The sequence below is a fragment of the Wolbachia endosymbiont of Phyllotreta cruciferae genome (assembly GCF_918697765.1).
GTDB classification, from domain to species: Bacteria; Pseudomonadota; Alphaproteobacteria; order Rickettsiales; family Anaplasmataceae; genus Wolbachia; species Wolbachia pipientis.
This window is the reverse complement of the sequence record NZ_OU953855.1, coordinates 884,920-902,913: the sequence shown is the minus strand read 5'-3', so window position 1 is coordinate 902,913 and position 17,994 is coordinate 884,920. Positions and strand designations below refer to the sequence as shown.

The following is a 17,994-nucleotide window of genomic DNA, read 5'->3' as shown; positions in this document are numbered from 1 at the left end:
CTGCAAAAAATATTTTAAAACATAGTGATATCTTGACTTTACCTAGTTAATATTCCAAATTATAAAAAAACAGATAGTTCTATGACGACAAGTCTATTACAAGGCAAAAAGGGATCAATAACCGGAATAATAAATAAGAGATCAATAGCATACGGTATAGCAAAAACTCTCTCAGAGCACGGAGCAGAACTTGCAATCACCTACCAGAATGAAATAATAAAAGAAAAACTATCACCAATAGCAGATGAACTAAATGTGGAGCTAATATTACACTGCGACGTTTCAAATGAAAAAATCATAGATAACGCTTTCGAAATAATAGAGAAAAAATGGGGTACTCTTGACTTTTTGGTGCATGCAATAGCATTCTCCGATAAAAATGAGTTAGATGGTAAATATGTCAATACTTCACTGGATAACTTCCTCAATGCAATGCATATATCGTGCTATTCTTTTACTGCTTTAGCGCAAAGGGCTGAAAAAATGATGTCAAATGGTGGTAGTTTACTTACTTTATCTTATTATGGCGCTGAAAAAGTTATGCCAAATTATAACGTTATGGGTTTATGTAAAGCGGCACTTGAAGCAAGTGTAAAATATATAGCATGTGATCTCGGGCCACAAAATATCAGAGTAAATGCAATTTCCGCTGGTCCAATCAGAACTTTAGCATCTTCTGGAATAAGCGATTTTCACTCCATATCAGAATGGAATAGAAATAACTCTCCGCTCAGACGCAATGTTACAATAGAGGATGTTGGCAAGGCAGCGTTATACTTATTAAGCGACTTAAGTAGTGGCACTACTGGAGAAATTTTGCACGTTGATTCAGGATATAACGTTGTGGGAATGAAGGTAGTTGACTAACAAAGCACTAGTTCCTTCGGGTTCATACACAACTCTATCAGGAGTTTTGTGACTGTGATTGCAGAAGACATCGAACATAAAATTCCTATTGATAGAGTGACAGAAAAGCCTCTTATTGCTCCACTGCCAATAATGAACATTATTCCTGCAGCAATTAATGTAGTGATATTTGAATCCAGTATTGTCTTTATAGCGTTTTTAAACCCTTCTTCAATAGCACGTTCCACTCTCTTGCCAGATTTGATTTCCTCACGAATTCGCTCAAATATTAAAACATTTGTATCCACCGCCATACCAACAGTAAGTGCAATACCGGCAATTCCAGGTAAAGTTAGAGTTGCTTCAAGCAGAGTGAGAATTGATAATATAAGAATTACATTAGAAAAAAGCGCAACAGAGGCCAATACACCTAATTTGCCGTAAGTGATAATTATAAATAAAGCCACGGCTATAATAGAGATTGTTGCTGCCATTTCCCCTGCCTTTATTGATTCTTCTCCAAGACTTGGGCCAATGTTTTTTTCTTCAATTATTTTAAGTGGTGCTGGCAGTGCTCCAGATTTTAAAAGTATTGCAAGTTCGCTTGCTTGTTTTTCAGTAAAATTACCGCTAATTTCTCCCTCTCCATTTAAAATTGGCTCACGTATTGTAGGTACTGTTAAGACTGTGTTATCCAGAACAATTGCAAAAGGTTTTCCCACATTTTCTTTAGTGATTTTCGCGAATCTTTTACTCGCTATGCTGTCAAATTTAAAATGCACTGTCGGTTTACCTAAATTGCCGAATCTAACTGACGCGTTAACCAGCGAATCGCCACCTATTTCAGTTTTGCGGAATATTGGATAAGAATTACCTAAAGAATCCTTGAGCATGACAGTAGTTTCGTGATCTATATCCTGCACCTTGGCTATGTTAGTGTTTGCCAAATGAAAAGCTAGCTTAGCAGTTTTGCCAAGTAAAGATTTTATCTGCTTGGTGTCTTCTACTCCAGGCACCTGCACTAATATTTTATTCTGCCCTTGTTTTTGAACGCTGACTTCCTTTGTGCCAAGTTTGTCCAAACGGCGCTGGACATTGTTTATTGATTCTGCAGCTACTTCACTGATCAAAGAATTTTTATAATGGGGTTTATACGAAATGAGAATCGAAGAATCTTTTCTATTTAGCTCTAAATTTGGATTTATCGCATTAATCAACACAGATGCTTTTTTATAATCATCAATATTATTTAAAGTTATAACGCTATTTTGTACGTTAGATTCAATATTTTTTGTTAGCAATGTCTCTTTTATTTCGTTAGCTAGCATGCTTAGCTTTTCCTTAAAATAGAAGTCTAAGTCTATGTTTAAAAGCAAAGATGCCCCTCCTTTCAGGTCAAGGCCTAAGTTTATTCTTTTTTTCGAAATAAAAAGCTTATTATCAAAGAAATTTGGCAGTGTTATGTATAAAGCAAATAAACAGATGCATAATACTGAAAAAGATTTGACTATAAGTCTGTTGTACATAAGTTGTAGGTTTAAAATTGTAATAATTGATTGTAAGTTAAAAATAGATTTTTGTAAAATTCTCTATTTGACCTTACCCAGAAAAAGTAGAGAGAAAGTTAAGACGTTTTTATCATGAGAATAAATTGTGCAGGAATGCAATAGTTAATAGTAGAATGTCTACGTTATTTGTTATAAAAGATTTCTATGTATTCAAATATGGCAGTTCTGGTTTGTTGAGCGAGAAGTATCAATAAGCAGCTCCCTTTTAAGTGAACTTTTCTGCAACAGAGTTATCGTAACAACAGCCCTTATGGCTCATGCTGGAAATGATGTTTTTTGTATTCAATAGAAATTGGTAATTTTGAGAGGTATACTGTGACCCTTGATCGCTATGTAACAGCAGATTTTTATCGGGTTTGCGTTTATCAACGGCCATCAATAAAGAATCTATAACTAATTATCATGTTACTCATTAACCACCATGCGTGAATATAGGTCAATTATTGCCGCCAACAACCTTCTTTAGTTTTTATGTAGGTAATCCCAAACTTTATTTGGCTGATCAGTAGTAAAATTTTGATCCAATGTGTTCGGAGCCACAACTCGGTTGCTTATTTGCTGTTTTTTATTTTTGAACCTTCGTCTAAGCTTGGTTTTAATGCCATTTTCTTGCATAACACTTTGTACTGTTTTAATTTTTGCCTAAAGCTTTTAATTCAGCGTGAATTTTAGGGGCTCCATATCTGCATTTAGAATGCTTGATGTATTTTTTGAATATCTGCTAGAAGCCCTTCTTTTGCTAATTCTTTACTGCTTTTTTCCTTAGCAACCAATACCACCAGTACAAAACCCTACATAGTTCCTGTGTTTTATAGCAATTTCTATATAAAAGAATACTTTACTCTTTTTCTTTGCCCAGGGCTTTTTTTAAGATGTCTCTTTCTCTTGTTAGTTCTTTTTTTAGATCAAATCTTTCTTTGTCATAAGGAGCCTTTGCCTGGAAATGCGTATGCTCCAGACATTTTTCCATCATATTTTCTTACTTAACATACTGCCATCTATACCTAGATCTTTTGCTATTTTTGTACTTGCTTGACCTGTTTCTTTAACCAGCTTAACAGCTTCTAATTTGAATTCTGCTGTATATTCTCTTCTATTTGTCATATTTTGAAAAAACGTTTTATTTTACTCCAAAAACGTCTTAACTTTCTCTCTACTTTTTCTGGGTAAGGTCAATTTACCGCCGCGGCGCTAACTAGTAGCGGGATTACGGGTTACCAAATTGTAGAAGTTGCTTTAGCTATAAATTCAAGTTTTATCAATGTCTTGTGTTGTTACCCAAATAATGGTTGTGCAAGCGCTTAATTTTTTGATCAAAAAGGAACAAGTTTAGTAAAAAATAATGATATTATTAGTGGAACATAAAACAGTCCCACTGCAGTACTGATTAGAAGCAACAGAGTAGCTTTATCTGGTTGATAATTCAAAATATTAGCAAGTATTATACTGGACCCAGAAACTGGAATAATAGCCAGCAACATCAGTGCTTTATATATGCTCTCATCGTATATACCTATAACATGCTTGTCTAAAAGGACAATTCCTAAAACAAACAGTGGCCAGAATACGTACTTTGCTGTAATAGTGATCAAAGCAAGCTTCCAATCTATTTTAAAGCTTGCAATATTCGCAATGCTCACTCCAAGTAGCACCATTCCTAATGTGACAAATGTACTTCTAATATTCATCATAACATCTGTTAAAAAAGTAGGTATTTGTATATCGTATATACTTAAAAAGAAGCCCAGAACCATCGCATAAAGCGAAGGAAGTTTGAACAACTTTAATATGCATTCTTTTGCGGTATAAATACCATTTGCAGCTATGTAAAATCCTAAGCTGTTTTCAAATAGCGCCATTCCTATATAACAAACAACATATACAGATACTGAATCTTCATCAAATAAAGCCATGGCAATCGGCAGGCCAAAATAACCCATACTTGTGCTGCCCGAGCTAAATGCTAATATGTTTCTTGTGTTATCCTTAAATAAAAAAGAAGAAAGATAATACACTGATAAGGACATAGTGCTACCTATAAACCATATCAAAATCGGCAGAGAAATTACTTTTAAGTTAACTTCTGTATGAGAGACTCCATATAAAATCACTATTGGATTAGCTATATAAAAAAGTATTTGAGATATAGTGTTTCTATCAATTTTAAGATATTTTCCTGCTAAGTAACCAATAAATATTGTAATATAAATAGGTAATATTTTGAGAAAAAGAGTAAGGAACATACTAGCCTATTGTAATATTTTTGATTGATAAAGTGACATTAGATCTTAAGGTGTTGTAAAAGTAAACAAAATTTATTTTCCAATTTATCCAGCTCATAGTTAATTAAATTAGTGCCAAAATTTGTTTTTACATAGGACTTAAGAATGACATTTGTATGATAAAATTATGTTAAGTTTCTGTAAAGCTTCTTGCATATTTTTGAATAATGACATATTTACTAAAAATTAAACTGCTTGTAGTAATTTAGACGGACTGTTGAAAAAGTAAGAGGAAATAAGTAAAGTTAGGACAGAGAGTAAGAGCTTTAACATAGTTGTCATATTTTTCTTTAATTAACCCTAGTGTCCAATTTATCCACCATTCCTTCACATGAGGTGTTTCTAACCATTTTAATAACAGTAAAAAATGTTTTCTTTCAACGCTTTAAATGTGATATTTTTATTCATTAATTAAAAATCTCAAATGTTACTACCATTTCTGTTAATCCTGTCTCTCATTGCCAAGTTCATTGAAATTGACATTTCCGTACCTAGTTTTCCTTATATGGTGCACTATTTTAACGTACCGGAAGGCATAATTCAATTAACTATTGCTTATAATTTCCTAGGCTTTTGCACTTACTATTACCCACAAATATAAATGTTTGTTGCATAGCTCTTAATGGCATAACTTTTGCTTGAAATAACTGTTTATATGGTGCAATTTACAGCTTTTAGTTGCTAAAATTATAACTCTTAGTTTAATAATTTTAATCTAATAAGCTTTCAGGTTAATAAAATTAAATTATTTGAGTAAATACAATACTATGTTTTTATTTGTGGGTAATAGTAAGGCTTTTGCATAGGAGGGTTGTTTTTTGGTCCATTGTCTGAATGCTATGGCAGAAGGAGAATTATGATCATAGGTAACACTTTGTTATTAATCGGCGCTGTTGGTTGTGTTTTTGCACCGTCGATTTTTTGGCTTTTAATCTCTCGCTTTGTTCAGGGCATTGGTGTTAGCACATCTGTAGTTGTGTTTGCAATCGTTGCAGACAGCTACAAAGGCGACGAAGCGGTGAAATTTATTGGAATCATGAATTCTGTTCTTACAGTTGTCATGGCAACTGCGCCAGTGTTAGGCAGTTTCATCAATGAAATTGTAGGATGGCGTGGTAATTATGCAACTGTTGCAATACTTTGTTTAATCTCTTGGGTTTTGCTGCTTTTAGCGTTACCAGAAACAAAAAAGGACCGCGATATTTTCAGTTTGAAAAAAATGATGAAAGATTACAGAAAACTACTATCTAGTCCGAGGTTTGTTACGTTGTCTTTGATGTCAAGCCTCTTTTCTGCTGCGTATATGTCATTCATTACTTGTGGACCTTTTCTGTATATGAAGACTTTTGGTTTATCTAGCACTATTTATGCACTACATCAAGGTGCAATAGTTGGGTGCTTCTCACTCATCAGTCTATTTGCTGGCAAAATCTTGCAGAAACTTGGAGCAATAAAGTGTGTAATTTCTGGTACGAGCGTGGGTGCTATTGGGTCTCTATTGCTTGTAATATTCAGTATAATTGTACCCCACTCTTTCTACTTAGTAACACTGTCTATGATTATTTTTTCTATCGGTTGTGCAATTTTCCAGCCAGTGATTTTTAATGCATCAATAAATGTTTTCCCTGAAATTAAAGGCACAGCTTCTTCTGCAGTCTCGTTCATTAGAGCTTTTATCATGGCTATTTTTATCGGCTTAACAAGCTACATTTACAATGGTCAAACAATTAGTGTAGCTGTTCTTGTTTTATCCGCGATAGTACTAGAACTTGTTTTTACTGTCTATCTATTGCGTTTAAAAGATCCTATGTAATTAATAAAGATATTCCATTGTAGGCTGCTAACTTTCCCCTGCCAATCTTTCTGCTTCATTACGTGAGATTAATGCCTCAATAAATTCATCTAGTTCGCCTTCTTTTATAATCTGCTCTAGCCGATGTGAAGTTAGATTAATTCTGTGGTCTGTTATTCTTGATTGTGGGAAATTATATGTTCTTATGCGCTCGGAACGATCACCAGAGCCAATCTGACTTTTCCTCATTGTTGACCTTTCCATTTCTTTTTTTTGTCTTTCAATTTCGTATAGCCTTGCCCTCAATACTTTGAGCGCTTTAGCTTTATTTTTATGCTGCGATTTTTCATCTTGCTGTATCACAACTATCCCTGTTGGCAAGTGGGTGACCCTTACTGCGCTGTCAGTTGTATTCACTGATTGCCCTCCAGGACCACTGGATCTATAAACATCTATTCGTAAGTCTTTTTCTTCTATTTTAAAGTCAACTTCTTCTACTTCAGGTAATATCGCAACAGTAGCGGCAGAGGTATGCAACCTTCCTGAGGATTCAGTTTCTGGCACTCTCTGTACTCTGTGCACCCCTGATTCAAATTTCAACCTTGCAAAAACTTCTGTTCCATTAATGAGTGCAGAAGCTTCCTTATAGCCACCTATACCTGTATTAGAAATGCTTATTGGCTCGAACTTCCAATTTCTTCTTTCTGCATATTTTTGATACATACGAAATAACATTGCTGCAAATAATGCTGCTTCTTCTCCGCCTGTACCTGCTCTAATTTCTAATATTGCATTTCTTGAGTCATCTTCATCTTTGGGCAATAATGCTAACTTTAATTTTGCTTTTATTTTTGGTAATAATACCTTGTGCTTTTCGAAAAATTCTTCTTTTGCTAACTCTTTTATATCACCTTCGCTGTTTTCATCTTTCATTATTTCTTCTAAGTCTGAAATTTCCTCTTTCAGCGTGTTATATTCATCAATTATCTTGATTATTGGCCTGAGCTCAGAGTATTCCTTTGAAAGGGTAATGAATTCTTTTTGACTTAAATTGGTAGGATTTTCCAAATTCCTCTCTATATCATTAAATTTTTTCTTTAAGTCTTGTAAATTATTTTCCATATCCATATAGCACAGATCTAGCTAAGTAATATATACTGAAATAAAAAATTTCTTATATCAAGCAATAACACTATAATATACCTACTACCTTCTAGTTGAATATAATGGCAAAACAGATAACATCAAACTGCAATTTCATATTTGGAGCTTCGGACATAAAATCATTACCAAATGAGTCGGCTCCAGAGATTGCGTTTGCTGGTAGATCAAATGTAGGAAAATCCAGTCTGATCAACTTACTGATAAACAGCAAAAAAGCTGCCAGAGTTTCCTCTAAACCTGGATGCACTAGACAAATAAATTTTTACTCTATGTACAATGATAAGTTCAGACTTGTTGACCTACCAGGGTATGGCTACTCTCATGCAGGCAAGGAGGAAATTATACAATATTTAAACTTAATTGAGTATTATCTAATTCAAAGAAGAAATCTAAGAAGAGTGTTTGTGTTGATAGATAGCAAGGTAGGATTAAAAGAAATAGACAAAGACTTCATTTATTGGTTAATATATAATAACATTAACTTTAACATTGTGCTAACAAAAATAGATAAAGTAAGTCAAAAAAGCTTAGGTGCTGTTATAGAAGATATTCAAAAATGGATTAATAATGAGAATGTGTCAATTCATCAAATGAGCATCCGTGTTAAGCATAAAATAACCAAGGTAAGAGATGAGTTTTTCAAGTTTACAAGATAAAAAAATGAAGAGTAGTGAATTTTTAAAGGGTGAGGTATCATTTGAACAAAAAGCAGAAATATTACTTGAAGTGCTATCTAACATACCTAGCTTTGTAGGCGAGACTTTTGTCATTAAATGCGGTGGTACAATAATCTTAGATGAAACACTATTTAATACTTTTGTGCATAATGTTGTCTTGTTGAAGCAGCTTGGTATAAATCCGGTAATAATTCATGACGGAGAATATGAAATTAACTCAGTGTTAAAAATGCTGGATATGAACAGTAAGTTTGTGAATGGTATCAGACTTACAGACAAAGACACTATGAAAATCATTGAAATGGCACTGTGTGGTTCAGTTAATAAAAAAATTGTTCAGTATATAAATTCTGCTGGTGGTTCAGCTATTGGATTATGTGGAAAAGATGGTCACTTAATTAAAGCCGAAAAAATAACCGCTACGCTTAGAGAAGATAGATCAAATAATATCGAAAAGATATTAGACATGGGGTTCATCGGTAGACCCACTGAAATCAATCCTGATATATTATTTTTTATTGAAGAATCAGATTTTATACCAGTTATTGCACCAATTGGTCATGGAAAAGATGGGGAAACGTATCATATTGATGCCGATAGCACTGCAAGCGCAATTGCAATTGCAGTTTCTGCATCTAAAATGATAATCTTGAGTGACACAGATGAAGAAATAGATAAAATTGGTGGCAGGAAGATATCTGTTAAAAATTTAAATGCATCGATTGATTGTGGGAAAATTAAAGGGGAAAAATTTATTGAAAGGCTTATGGCATACGTTAAAATGGCGGAGGAATGTGCTGGAGTTGTTCACATAGTTGATGGTAGAATACCTAACATTATGCTTGATTTATTTACTGAGAATAATTCAAGCATATCGATTGTGAGTGATTTATAGCTATACTGCTTACAACTACACGAATACCAAGAGGGTGTCATTCAAGTAGCTGACACTGGAATGACAGCAATCTACGTCATACCGCGATTCATTCGCGGTATCTCTAGATCCCGCTAACAAGTAGCGGGGTGACGGTTGTCAGGGTGTCATCCCAGCGCCCTTATGATGTCATCCCAGTGCCCAGACACTGGGATCCAGAAGACTTAATTTCAACCAAGTGGCTGCATAATAAGGACTAGATTCCAGACTGGAATAACATCATAGGGGCACTGGGATGACAAAAAAAGGAGCACTGAACTTGTCAAGGAATTTTATGGCCTAGCGTCACGCGCTGGAATGACATCATTTACGATGTAACATTTATCACTTTTGCAGATACAATTTACATGCTATAATTGAGTCTTCATAGATGGTAAATTGGAGTGCAAAGAAGTAAAATTAAAGTAGAAATAAAAAGATTATCACACGGAGAAGACTTGTCTCTTCCATGTTATGCAACTACGCAGAGTGCTGGCATGGATCTTTATGCTGCATTGAATGATTCTGCTGTTTTAAATCCACTTGAAAGATTACTTGTTCCAACTGGAATTGTGATTGCAATACCAAACGGTTTTGAGGGGCAAATCCGCCCACGTTCTGGTCTTGCTGCAAAACATGGAATCACTGTCTTAAATTCTCCGGGCACTATAGACTCTGATTATCGAGGTGAAGTTAAAATTTGTCTAATTAATCTAAGTAATCAGCCATACGAAATAAAAAGAGGAGATAGAATCGCACAAATCCTTATCTCTCCTGTATCTCAGGTAATTTGGGATGACAGAGAAGAATTCTGCGCAGAAGAAACCGGTCGCAATGCAGGGGGCTTTGGCTCAAGCGGCAGGTAGCTTACGAAAAAGCTTGACTATGACAGTTCTTTTATACACAATTTAAGCATATTAATATTTTATTAAATGAAGTCGTTTATGCTAACTTTCAAAAATCATTGTGGCCAGCTCCACAAAGCAAACACTGTATTTGTTGCATTTACTGCTATATACGTTATAGGTGGATTAGCAATACTTTCAACACCGCTTTGGAGGCCTTCAACTTGCAAGCTAGCAGCTTTTGCAGCTACACCACTTGGAATGGGCGTTTTAGCATTTGTTGCTGCTGCGCTGACTTATTTAGCAATATATGCATCAGCAAAAATAACGAAATATCTGAGTTGAAAGCTCTGAAGGTTATTAAGGATGGGTTGCTAGTAACAAAAGACGCATTTAGGGAAATTGCAAGGAATAACCAAGTTAAAGATGAAGAAGGTAAGGTAGAAAAGGATAAATATTATATAGACTTCAGCTTAGAAGGCAAGAACTACCGTATTATTGTTGATATTGATCAGCTTACCAAGACGCTAGGCAATACTTTACTCTTTAAGATAGATTCACTAAAAGAGAAAAACGATGAAGGTAAGTTCGAGGCAGTAAATGAAACAAAGTGGAGTAAAACATTAGGTGTAAAAGACAAGACTTAATCTGACAGACAAGAATTAACTGACAGAAGAATTGAGGTAGTCAAAACTAATATCAGTCTCTTGTGTAATGCTACTAATATTTTTCTGAAAAGCAACATGTTTGCTATCAAGAAAAGTCTGCATAGGCGTCTTACCATAGCAATATTTACCTGAATGCGGTCTTGTTTCATTGTAAGAACGCAACCAATAATCAACATCAATCTGTAGACCTTCCAAAGAATTGTAGATTTTCTTTCTGAAGATAATATTGTAACACTCATCTTGCATAGTTCTATGAAACCTTTCACATATGCCATTAGTCTGTGGAGAATTGGCTTTGGTCCTAGAATGATCGATATTTTCGATTCCCAAATAAAGCTGATAAGCGTGATTTTCAGGCTTACCACAATACTCTGTTCCTCGGTCTGTAAGGATACGCAATAATGGCACATTTTGCTCATCAAAAAATGGTATCACTCTATCATTCAGCAAGTCAGCAGCAGTAATAGCCGTTTTGTCTGTATAAAGCTTGGCAAATGCTACTCGAGAATAAGTATCAATGAAGGTCTGCTGGTAGATTCTTCCTATACCTTTTATATTACCTACATAATAGGTATCTTGAGAACCCAAATAACCTGAATGTTCGGTGTCAATTTCACCATGTGCTTCTCTTTGTTCTTTAACTTTTTCTAAAGCTGCAAGTTGCTCTTCGGTTAATATAATTCCATCTTGAGCTACTTTTGCTTCCAGTGCTTTAAGTCTTTTCTTGAAAGTTTCAAGATCATTTCTCAGCCATATAGATCTCACTCCTCCCTGAGAAATTATTATACCTCTTTTTCTCAGTTCATTTGCAGCTCTTTCTTGCCCATATGCTGGAAATTCTGTTGCTATACCAATCGCTGCTCTTTCTATATCGTCGGAAACTCTATTCGCTAATAGAGGTTTTTTCTTACTTATCTCATGTAATGCTTCTTCTCCTCCATTTTCGTACAACTCTTTGAATCGATAAAATGTATCTCTTGAGTATCCCATCACTTTGCATGCTTGAGATACATTTCCTAGTTGTTTTGCTAGTTCTAATAACCCTAGCTTTGGTTTTAGTATTTTTGTTTGTATTGTACTCATTTCTAACACTCCTTTCTTTTATTATTTTATAACTTACTTTTTTAAAGTGTCAGATCAAGTCTTGTTTAATACATCACACATATGAAGCGACAATATATTACACATGACTAAGTTTGCCCAAAATTCTTGTAATACAGCCTCTAAATTTACGCCAGAAAAATTCTCTAATTCTGCACCTATTTTGAGTCGTTTATAGCACTCCTCTATATGCCACCTTAACACATAAGCTTTGCTGATATCTTCCAAAGTAAATTTTACTCGGTCAAAAAGTGAAGTAATCAATACCTCTGTTTCTCCGTTGGCTAATGTCAGCACTATTACTCTTACTTTCTGTCCTTTCATTTTATTTTTTAGCTTTTCATTTTCTAATATAAAATCGAAATCTAATTCTCCAGATGCAATTCGTTCCCATAGCTTGCTATAATTTCTTTTTTGCAAGCGAAAAATAAAATCTACTTCCAAATCATAATGCTGCTGAATGAATTTTACTGAAGACGATCATAGATAAATAATAATTTCTTTTGATTTAATGAACGCATTTGAGTGATAACTTCGGGTAATTGCTCTTCCGCCAACGTTTGTTCACCTATATTCCAAGCCGCAAGACGAGCACTACAAATCAGCGAAGTACACAAATCAACAAACAAATTGCCAATGGTGGCATTGTGCCTGTTGTTCCATTTGGTTTAAAGCGGCCAAACTCGGATACAATTTCCTCAGAGCTGGGTAATCTCATACCAGAACCATCTGCTGCAATAAGTCTATAGCCTCTCCAACTCAGGTTCATCCTGATAGGCTGTTTGGATGCTTAAATTCTTGAAAGCCTGTATGGCAAATCTTATACCTTGCTTTAGAAAAAGCTTGCTTTGAGGGTACATGTCAATGGCTCCATAAGTTCACATTCTATTCCCAAACTTTTTTTAACTAACTTTAAAATCATAGAAAATACTGTCGAAAAAGGAAGTTTTCTTGTTCGTGTAAAACTCAACACAATGGATTCTCTGAAAAGCTTTCGAGTATATTATATTTTTAATTTGTAGAATAAAATTTTTTCCTTTTTGTTTGGTAGAAGTCATAGTTTTAAATCCTCCTGATTAAGTTTTATCGCTATGACTCCCCCACCAGAACCGTGCTTGCAGCTTTCCCGCACACGGCTCCACAATGTAGTATTCACAGCATTTCCTATTTTGTATATAATGAGTAGCATATTCTTGGTTTTGGTAATGGATTAACTTGTAGATAGTGTATAAATTGCTTTGAATTCATACTCTTCTTCTGACTACGTCGGTTTATCCATTTATACGCTAGCTTGATTACCCGCCAGAAGAATTTATTCAACCACCGGTAATTTCCGCTAACTCCGAAGTAGTTATAGTGTCCTGTTAGTTTTGCTTTAAGTATTGACCACCAATCTTTAAGGTGAACTTTATTTCGGATCTTTTTCACCCATTCTTTGATTTCTTTAAGTTTTCTAGATAGATTTTCTTTCGAGGTTTTATGACCTACCATTACTCTACCTTTACGACTCCTTGTACCATAATGGGTGAATCCTAGAAAGTTGAAACTTTCCGTTTTTCGTTTCTCCCTTATTCCTTGTTGCCACTCCTTTTTGCCAAACTTTACTATTCTTGTTTTGTCTTCAGATATTTCCAGTCCAAATTTTCCTAGCCTTTGTTTCAGTGACTCTAAGAGTTCTCTAGCATCTTTTTCTCTTTCGCAGCAAATCAGGTGATCGTCTGCATACCTAACTAGCTCCATATAACCTTTAGATCTTAGCTTGAATTTCTTTTCAAACCACAAATCCAGCACATAATGCAACTATATATTAGCTAGTATAGGACTTACTATTCCCCCCTGAGGTGTGCCTAGTTCAGTTGCTTCATAATGTCCTGCTTCGACTACTCCTGCCTTAAGAAATCGTTTTACTAACCACAGTATGTTTGGGTCTGTTATCCGTTCTCTCAAGCATCTCATTAGCCATTTGTGCTGGACATTATCAAAGAATTTCTTGATATCAACTTCTACTACATAGTTAGTTGGTCTGTACATAACTGCTTTATTTAGTGCATTTACCGCTTGATGACAGCTTCTACCAGGACGAAAACCATATGAGTTATCCAGAAAGTTAGCTTCATAAATATTTTCTAATATCTTCTTCAGCATTATCTGGACTAACTTATCTTCTGTAGACGGTACTCCAAGCCCGCGTTTCTCTTTGCTTCCAGCTTTTGGTATATATACTCTTTTCACTGGTTGCGGTTGATATCGCTTTCTTTTCATACTATCCACCAGAGTGTTGAGCTTCTCTTCAAGATTTTCTCCATAAGCTTCTACTGTCACCTGGTCTATACCGCATGCTTTGTTATGCTTTAGCTCTTTATAACATTCAGCAAGATTCTCTGCGTTTATCAGATGAATTAACGATTAAATTTCAATCGTTTATCTTGCCTGGCTCTTACTGCTATCTGATTTAGTTTTCTTTGCACGTTATTCCAACCTCCGTTGTATTGGCATAGCAATTCCTAAACCAGTCACTATATTGCTGACCGCTTCCCCTTGTATGTGGCTTTCCCACACTCTGAGTACTATCAATCAGTCCGACTTCCTTTATATCTTCCGTCAGTACTCGCCTTTGTTGACTTGTTCCAACGTACCTTAATAGGAATACAAAGGATCTCCCAAGTTTACGTAAACTCCATCTCAACACGTGATACGGCCTCAGATCCCGATAGAGTGAGTGATAACTTGCCCTATTGTTACCCTTCTTGCTGTCTTCCACTATATGCAACGTGTCGACCTCTATGACATCGAGAATTTCGGGACTCAATACCTTCACTTTCGTTGTACCCTGTGTTGTCCATTCCACTAGCTTTACTACGCTCGTTACCTTACGCAGCATAGTGGTTTGTTCCAGCCTGCTGGCTAGGCTTTGCCTGGGTTGGATTTTCACCAACTGGACTTTACGCACTTTGCTTGGCGCACGCATGTTTCACCTAAAAAGGACACATTTTAGACTTCTTTGTTGAAATAAAACAGAAACAAAAGTGCTGTTTATTGCACTCTTTGGATAATTTAATGATAAAAAATTTAGAGAGAAATTTTATACACTATCGCTGATATTTTTCCTTAAGTTGACGCCATTGAGTGATCTTCTACCGGAAAAGGTGTCATCCCAGTGCTTGACACTGGGATGGCTTTGTTGCATCGCTAGCTATGATGGATTAAAGATAAAAAAGGTGGAGAATATCAGTAGCTTATTATTCTGGTATTTATAACAAGAACGGTCAGTGAATACCTAAATTTGAGTAAAAGAAATTTCACTACCACTCACTAATCCGGCTAAAATTCAAGAATTTCAATGCTTTAGCTATTTTCAATAGAATTAAATTTATTAATATAAATAACAAATTACTATTCTTAAATTTGATCAGATTGATTGCAAAAAAACAAGATTTTCAATAAGTTGCTTATAATCCTAATTATAGTTAGCCTTTCATAAGTAGCGATGCAACAAAGCCCACTGGGATCCAGGAAACTTAATTGCAAGTAATGCATTGGGTTTGGTGAGTATGGGTTTTGCGTTATAGAATGAAACACTTTTGGTGAATTTGTAAAGAAAACTGGATCCCAGTGGGCTTTGTTGCATCGCTAGCTATGATGGATTAAAGATAAAAAAGATGGAGAATATCAGTAGCTTATTATTCTGGTATTTATAACAAGAACGGTCAGTGAATACCTAAATTTGAGTAAAAGAAATTTCACTACCACTCACTAATCCGGCTAAAATTCAAGAATTTCAATGCTTTAGCTATTTTCAATAGAATTAAATTTATTAATGTAAATAATAAATTACTATTCTTAAATTTGATCAGATTGATTGCAAAAAAACAAGATTTTCAATAGGTTACTTATAATCCTAACTATAGTTAGCCTTTCATAAGTAGCGATGCAACAAAGCCATCCCAGTGTCAAGCACTGGGATGACACCTCTGGGCACTGTCGTCATAAAGGAACCAGTGTCAAGCACTGGAATGACATCATTGGATAACGTCACGCGCTGGAATGACAAAGAAGAGTGGGCTTTCATATGGTTATGCAAGAAGTCTACTAAATGTAAACCAGTTTCTCACACACACATTTTACCACATGATCGGCGCTGATATTAAAATGCTCATAAAGTGTTTTATAAGGTGCTGATTCTCCGAAGCTTTTCATGCCAATAAATATACCGTTTGAACCTATATACTTATGCCAACCCATTTCACTTCCGGCTTCAATTGCAACTTTAATGCTGTCATTATTTAATATTGCCGCTTTATATTCATCGCTTTGCTCGTCAAAAAGCCTCCAGCATGGCATAGAAACAATCCTTGTACCTATACCCTTTTCCTGCAATTTCTCCCTTGCTTCAACTGCAATTTCAACCTCGGACCCCGTAGCAAATATCGTCACTTTTAATTCTTTTGAACATTCACACAAAATATATGCACCAAACTTCGATAAATTAGTAGATTGATCGATATCAGAGTAGAACTTGCGCATGTAACTTACGTTTTGCCTTGAGAGCGCAAACAGTGCTGGAGATTCTTTCTTTTCGAGTGCAATGCTAACACACTCCAGAGTTTCAACTGCATCGGCTGGCCTAAAAACATATAGATTTGGTATAGCACGCAAAGAGGCTAAATGCTCTATTGGCTGATGAGTTGGGCCATCTTCTCCCACTCCAATTGAGTCGTGAGTCATGACATACATAACCTGCTGCTTCATCAGAGCTGAAAGACGTATAGCAGGACGACAATAGTCGGAAAATACCAAAAAAGTGCCGCCATAAGGAAGAATCGCGCCGTGAAGTGCCATACCATTCATACATGCTGCCATAGCGTGCTCTCTCACTCCATAGTGGACATAAGAGCCACTATAATTATTGCTATTTATTACCTGCATGTGCTTATATTTAGTGCAATTTGACCCAGTAAGATCAGCAGAACCGCCGATTAATTCCGGCATAGACTCAGTTAAAAGTTCCATTACTCTGCCGAAAGAAGATCGAGTAGCTTCGTTTGGCATTAGCTCACATATTTGTTTCTTCAGGTCAGCTAAAACACCAGCGATATTATCTGGTAGATGTTTATCTAACCGTCTTTGAAGTTCTACATGATATCCTGTTACCCCAGCTCCACTTTTTGTCATCCCAGTGCTTGACACTGGGATCCATTCTTTTTCTTCTTTCCTGGTCACGCGCTGGAATGACACCAAATTGTAGTTTTGTTTTGCTCTCTCAACAGTTTTCTTCCAGGCATTTTTCACATCTTCTGGTACATGGAATGGTTCATAATTCCAGTTTAATTTCTCTCTCATCTGTTTTATGTCTTCCTCCGAAAAAGCACCACTGTGAGCAGAGGATGTGCCAGCACGGCTTGAAAATTTTCCGATAATGGTTTTGCAGCAGATCATTGTAGGTTTACCAGACTTTTTTGCTTGCTCTATTGCAAGGGATATGGCATCAAAATCGTGGCCATCAATTTTGTCAACATTCCATCCATACGCTAAGAAGCGTTTCTCTACATCATCAGAGCAGGAAAGGCAAGTAGCGCCATCTATAGAGATATCATTATCATCAAAAAGAGCTATGAGCTTATTCAATTTAAGATGCCCAGCAAGTGATGCTACCTCATGGCTTATTCCTTCCATAAGACAGCCATCCCCTAGCATCACGTAAGTGTAGTGATTGATTCTGAATTGCTTTTTAAGGATTGATTCAGCAAGTGCCATGCCAACAGCAGCGGCAAACCCCTGACCGAGCGGGCCTGTTGTTGCCTCTACCCCGGAAGTCAAGCCGAACTCTGGATGACCTGGGGTCTTGGATCCCATTTGCCTGAAGTTTTTTAGCTCATCTATGCTAATATAACCCGTCAAATATAATATTGAATATAGTAACATTGACCCATGGCCGTTTGATAAAACAAAGCGATCTCTATTGAACCATTTAGAATCATCAGGATTATGATTCAGATATTTAGCAAACAAAACAGTTGCAACATCTGCCATGCCAAGTGGCATACCTGGGTGTCCAGAGTTTGCTTTTTGTACTGCATCAATTGATAAAAAACGGATGGCGTTTGCCATAGATTTTAAATGTGAATGATTCATGTGTTA

General features: G+C 35.7%; 12 protein-coding genes and 5 pseudogenes. 7 read left to right on the top strand and 10 right to left on the bottom strand.

Annotation, left to right across the window (positions count from 1 at the left end; translation table 11 throughout):
* The first annotated feature begins 81 nt into the window (after positions 1–81).
* On the top strand, positions 82–867 hold the full coding sequence (locus tag NL281_RS04205) for an enoyl-ACP reductase FabI (RefSeq protein WP_253302973.1): 786 nt from the start codon (positions 82–84) through the stop codon (positions 865–867).
* Here the strand turns inward: NL281_RS04205 and secD are convergent.
* The 4 genes and pseudogenes from secD to NL281_RS09205 form a co-directional block, all read right to left on the bottom strand.
* On the bottom strand, positions 864–2,372 hold the full coding sequence (gene secD / locus NL281_RS04200) for a protein translocase subunit SecD (protein ID WP_253302972.1): 1,509 nt from the start codon (positions 2,370–2,372) through the stop codon (positions 864–866). The genes NL281_RS04205 and secD overlap by 4 nt on opposite strands.
* Before the next feature lie 164 nt (positions 2,373–2,536).
* Positions 2,537–3,518: pseudogene (locus tag NL281_RS09210) on the bottom strand (IS3 family transposase).
* A 209-nt stretch (positions 3,519–3,727) separates the two neighbouring features.
* Positions 3,728–4,657, bottom strand: a complete 930-nt coding sequence (locus NL281_RS04190) for an AEC family transporter (protein ID WP_006279391.1) — start codon at positions 4,655–4,657, stop codon at positions 3,728–3,730.
* 304 nt (positions 4,658–4,961) lie between these two features.
* Positions 4,962–5,104: pseudogene (locus tag NL281_RS09205) on the bottom strand (N-acetyltransferase); the annotation flags it as partial.
* A 385-nt stretch (positions 5,105–5,489) separates the two neighbouring features.
* Here NL281_RS09205 and NL281_RS04185 point away from each other — a divergent pair.
* Positions 5,490–6,509: pseudogene (locus NL281_RS04185) on the top strand (MFS transporter); the annotation flags it as partial.
* A 27-nt stretch (positions 6,510–6,536) separates the two neighbouring features.
* Here the strand turns inward: NL281_RS04185 and prfA are convergent.
* The gene (gene prfA / locus NL281_RS04180) at positions 6,537–7,616 is read right to left on the bottom strand and encodes a peptide chain release factor 1 (RefSeq protein ID WP_007548640.1); all 1,080 of its coding nucleotides are present in this window, start codon (positions 7,614–7,616) and stop codon (positions 6,537–6,539) included.
* 98 nt (positions 7,617–7,714) lie between these two features.
* Here prfA and yihA point away from each other — a divergent pair, with 98 nt between their 5' ends.
* The 5 genes from yihA to NL281_RS04155 all read left to right on the top strand — a co-directional run bounded on the left by yihA (position 7,715) and on the right by NL281_RS04155 (position 10,734).
* Positions 7,715–8,308, top strand: a complete 594-nt coding sequence (gene yihA, locus NL281_RS04175) for a ribosome biogenesis GTP-binding protein YihA/YsxC (protein ID WP_182320107.1) — start codon at positions 7,715–7,717, stop codon at positions 8,306–8,308.
* 4 nt (positions 8,309–8,312) lie between these two features.
* Positions 8,313–9,224, top strand: a complete 912-nt coding sequence (gene argB / locus NL281_RS04170; RefSeq protein WP_370274057.1) for an acetylglutamate kinase — start codon at positions 8,313–8,315, stop codon at positions 9,222–9,224.
* A gap of 422 nt (positions 9,225–9,646) precedes the next feature.
* Positions 9,647–10,108: a dUTP diphosphatase gene (gene dut / locus NL281_RS04165; protein WP_006279458.1), complete on the top strand. Its 462-nt coding sequence runs from the start codon at positions 9,647–9,649 to the stop codon at positions 10,106–10,108.
* 78 nt (positions 10,109–10,186) lie between these two features.
* A complete protein-coding gene (locus NL281_RS04160) occupies positions 10,187–10,432 on the top strand; it encodes a hypothetical protein (RefSeq protein ID WP_253303691.1) in 246 nt (81 codons plus the stop codon).
* A gap of 26 nt (positions 10,433–10,458) precedes the next feature.
* Positions 10,459–10,734 (top strand): hypothetical protein, encoded by a 276-nt coding sequence (locus NL281_RS04155; RefSeq protein WP_253303690.1) that lies wholly within the window; start codon positions 10,459–10,461, stop codon positions 10,732–10,734.
* A 15-nt stretch (positions 10,735–10,749) separates the two neighbouring features.
* On the opposite strand, the gene NL281_RS04150 is transcribed toward NL281_RS04155, so the two are convergent.
* The 5 genes and pseudogenes from NL281_RS04150 to tkt all read right to left on the bottom strand — a co-directional run bounded on the left by NL281_RS04150 (position 10,750) and on the right by tkt (position 17,988).
* On the bottom strand, positions 10,750–11,838 hold the full coding sequence (locus NL281_RS04150; protein ID WP_253303703.1) for an IS481 family transposase: 1,089 nt from the start codon (positions 11,836–11,838) through the stop codon (positions 10,750–10,752).
* Between the two features lie 72 nt (positions 11,839–11,910).
* A pseudogene (locus NL281_RS04145) lies at positions 11,911–12,914 on the bottom strand (IS4 family transposase); the annotation flags it as partial.
* Positions 12,915–13,020: 106 nt separating this feature from the next.
* Positions 13,021–14,118, bottom strand: a pseudogene (gene ltrA / locus NL281_RS09200) (group II intron reverse transcriptase/maturase).
* 1,654 nt (positions 14,119–15,772) lie between these two features.
* A complete protein-coding gene (locus NL281_RS04135; protein WP_253303689.1) occupies positions 15,773–15,937 on the bottom strand; it encodes a hypothetical protein in 165 nt (54 codons plus the stop codon).
* Positions 15,938–15,945: 8 nt separating this feature from the next.
* Positions 15,946–17,988 carry a transketolase gene (gene tkt / locus NL281_RS04130; protein ID WP_253303688.1) on the bottom strand — a complete coding sequence of 681 codons (2,043 nt, stop codon included), beginning with the start codon at positions 17,986–17,988 and terminating at the stop codon, positions 15,946–15,948.
* Between the last annotated feature and the right edge of the window lie 6 nt (positions 17,989–17,994).